The sequence below is a fragment of the Bdellovibrionota bacterium genome, from assembly GCA_035292885.1.
In the GTDB taxonomy this organism is placed as follows: domain Bacteria; phylum Bdellovibrionota_G; class JALEGL01; order JALEGL01; family DATDPG01; genus DATDPG01.
This window is the reverse complement of record DATDPG010000062.1, coordinates 1-3,137: the sequence shown is the minus strand read 5'-3', so window position 1 is coordinate 3,137 and position 3,137 is coordinate 1. Positions and strand designations below refer to the sequence as shown.

Annotated in this window: 5 protein-coding genes; all 5 read left to right on the top strand. The window is 53.2% G+C overall.

From position 1 onward, the window contains the following. Positions 1-46: 46 nt before the first annotated feature. Positions 47-835 carry an ATP-binding protein gene (locus tag VI895_04975; protein HLG19156.1) on the top strand — a complete coding sequence of 263 codons (789 nt, stop codon included), beginning with the start codon at positions 47-49 and terminating at the stop codon, positions 833-835. Positions 836-972: 137 nt separating this feature from the next. After that, a complete protein-coding gene (locus tag VI895_04970; protein HLG19155.1) occupies positions 973-1,191 on the top strand; it encodes a hypothetical protein in 219 nt (72 codons plus the stop codon). Beyond that, positions 1,175-1,999 (top strand): hypothetical protein, encoded by an 825-nt coding sequence (locus VI895_04965; protein ID HLG19154.1) that lies wholly within the window; start codon positions 1,175-1,177, stop codon positions 1,997-1,999. Before VI895_04970 ends, VI895_04965 begins: the two co-directional genes overlap by 17 nt. 6 nt (positions 2,000-2,005) lie before the next feature. Continuing rightward, the gene (locus VI895_04960; protein HLG19153.1) at positions 2,006-2,731 is read left to right on the top strand and encodes a hypothetical protein; all 726 of its coding nucleotides are present in this window, start codon (positions 2,006-2,008) and stop codon (positions 2,729-2,731) included. Beyond that, on the top strand, positions 2,688-3,137 hold a 450-nt coding region (locus tag VI895_04955), incomplete at its 3' end, for a ThiF family adenylyltransferase (protein HLG19152.1). The genes VI895_04960 and VI895_04955, both read left to right, overlap by 44 nt.

The window sequence follows — 3,137 nt, the reverse complement described above, 5'->3', positions numbered from 1 at the left end:
AGCGATACGTGTCCCACAAACGTCGATATCTTCGCATTCCGAAATCATGCCAGATTTCTTGACCATTGAAATAGTCAAATCTCCCTCGTCCTCAGACCCTTTTTCATGCTATTTTTACCCACTCGATAAGGAGAAGATCCTGTTTTTCGATGATATCGACCAGCTTGGCGCCCGAGGCGATAGCGTGTCGACGGCTGTCGACACGCGCGTTTTGCCCAGTTTTTTGGCCGAGATCGATGGCCTGGATGAGCTGAGTCGCGTTCTACTCATCGGCGCAACCAACCGTCCCGAGCTCCTTGACGAGGCGTTACTTCGACCCGGACGGCTTGGTGACAAGGTTTTTCGGATTCCACGGCCAAATCGGGAGGCGTCGAGGGCTATTTTCCAAAAACATCTACCGCCGGAACTGCCCTACCACAGCACCAACGGTAACGGTGGAGATGAAACTTCCGACAAAATGATCGAAGCAGTTTTGTCCCATCTCTACTCGCCCAATGGGGAATTCTTTAATCTGGCGACCCTAACTTTTCGCGACGGCTCGCGCCAACCTTTAACGGCTCCCCAGGTGATGAGTGGAGCTTTGATTGCCAACGCCGTGGCGGGAGCCAAGCGTCAAAGCTGTTTTCGGGCTATCCAGGGCGGGCCGCTTGGCATTACGGTCGAAGATATTCTCTGTTCTACCGACCGTGAACTTTCAGGCATCACGCAAAGGCTCAGGCCCGGCCCGGCGCTACAACAGATGCTTGATCTTCCGGGGGACCGCGATGTGGTGAAGTTGGAAGCGCACGAATCGAGAAAGTCTCCGAAGAGCTTTGAATATTTGAAGTCACACTGAAAGGAAGGTGAAAATCTATGGAAAGGCTACGAAGACAGGAACGATCGAGAAGAGAAGACGCGGAACAGACTCTTCCTGGCATAACTGTGAGCCCGAATGGAACGAACAGCGAGCCTGGACAACAAGGCCAAGTAGAGGTGATCTCAGGGGCGAGCGTACAAAATCTCCCTTTGGCTGGGCTTCAGATCTCCCAAGCACGGGAACTTGTAGGAACGATTTTGAATGTTGAATCCGGCGCTCAAATCCTGGTTAACGGGATGCCGGTTTCCAACGATTACACACTTGCATTGGGGGACGTGCTCGAATTCGTTCATCACGCCGGTGAAAAAGGAGCGAGGCGTGGAATTTCGTATTGAGATTGTTGGGGACAGAGTAGCCTGCAAACAAGACGGCGGCGAAGCGTTCGCGGTTGCCCTGAAAGACTTTATCGATGCGGTGGAGGATCACGGTGATTGCGTGGCTCTCTCTGAAGCGATCCCGGATGGGGTCTCCTTCATCCGGCGCCGGGGAGATGTGGTGGTTCTGGCGGTCGAAGAAAAACCAACGTTGAGAACCGTCCGCTGGTTGGCGGATGAGTCTCCTGTTCCTTATGGCAAGGGAGCAATCTACCGCCAAGCGACACTTGCTTTTCCGTTCGTCGTGATCGTTGCGGCCTTACGCTGCGGCGCGCTGACCGGCTACCAGCAATGTTTTTTTCGCACTTCGTCGCTGCGATATTTAAGCGACCCTTTATTCTGTCCGAATTTATATAATGTGGCAGAGGCGTACGGGATGAAGTGCTGGCTTTGTCTGGTGGGTCTCAAGAAAAATCTTGCGGCACTTCACTGGCAGGAAAAGATCAATGAGATCCGCGCACATCTATGGGGATCGAGCTTCAATCGCTCGTCAGAGGTAAACGAAGGAAATAGCTATTGGCAGACTATGCGGAAGATCGACCCACGGGTCGCAACTCTGCAAACCTGGGAGGAAGAGAGCAGAAGGGATCGCGCATTTCCTCTGAAAATCCGCTGGCAACCAGCAGGAAAATCAGTCGGCCAGGTGATGGATGAAATGCTTGCCGTACTCGCTCCAGCCCGGCCCCTGTGCTCGGTGGCGGAACTGGTTCAACTGCTTAACCTCTGTGCAAGCAGGCGCAGGAGTTGGCTTGCTCCCTTCAAAAAATAGGCGATCATGGTGATTCCCGTTTACTTTAAGACTGAAGGATTTTCCCAGCCCGCGTCTTCCCTCCATTTTTTGCTCGCAGCAAACGGCCTATTCATCGTCAATAAGACAACTCTCTATGCTTCGGTCACCAAGGCTGCAAAGCCTGACAGGCTCATTGATCAGGAAGAATCTCTGGCCCTCCGTTTTCCCAAAATCCCGCGCGAAATCATGGAGCAGGCATACGGATTCTTCGATGCGGTGTACAGAAAATGGGATGGAGAAGGGGTGGTTTTTCTATACCACGATCCGAGTAACGGAGCCTACCGCGTCGTCGTTCCATGCCAAACCCTCTTCCGCTACAGGTCTCTCGGCGGCCGTTGGAGAACGGAAATGCGGGTTGAATATGAGTCCGCTCCCAGACCCCAAGGATTCATTAAACTCGGTGACATCCATAGCCACGCTGACATGCCGGCCTTTTTTGGTTGCGCCGATGATAAAGACGATGTTGAAGATGGCCTGCGAATCGTCATGGGACAATTGGACCGATCACGGCCCGATATCCGCGTCTCTTTCGTCATTGGTCGCACCCGTTTCATCCTTGACCCCAAAGACGTGATCGAGGATTTTGCTACCACTATTGAACCCCCGCCGGAATGGCTCGACAGGATTTTCTGCCGTGAGGAAAGCGACAACCGGCCAGGAGCGCTTCATGAGAAAGAGGCCCCTTCGAAAAAACAGAACGGTCACGATTAAATCCGTCAAGATCATAGGGCTAGGCGGCGTAGGCACTCCAGTGGCCCAGGCGATGGTGCAGTTTCTCTCGTCTCGTAGGCTCGCGTGTTCGGTGTGGCTCATCGACGGGGATACATTCGAAGAGCGCAACCGTGACCGCGTGTTATTCCAGTCCTATGAAAACAAAGCCGTAGCGAAGGCCGCAGAACTCACCGACGCTTGTAACAGAGGAGTAAATATCCTCCCCGTTCCTAAACATGTCACCCCGACAAACGTAGCCAAGTTGATTGAAGAGGGAGACGTGGTTCATCTGTGTGTCGATAACCACGCCACTCGGAAATTGGTGAGCAAGCGCTGCCGAAGACTAAACAACGTAGTGCTTTTTTCCGGCGGTAACGACGGAGTCACGGAAAATGCGGAGGGAACT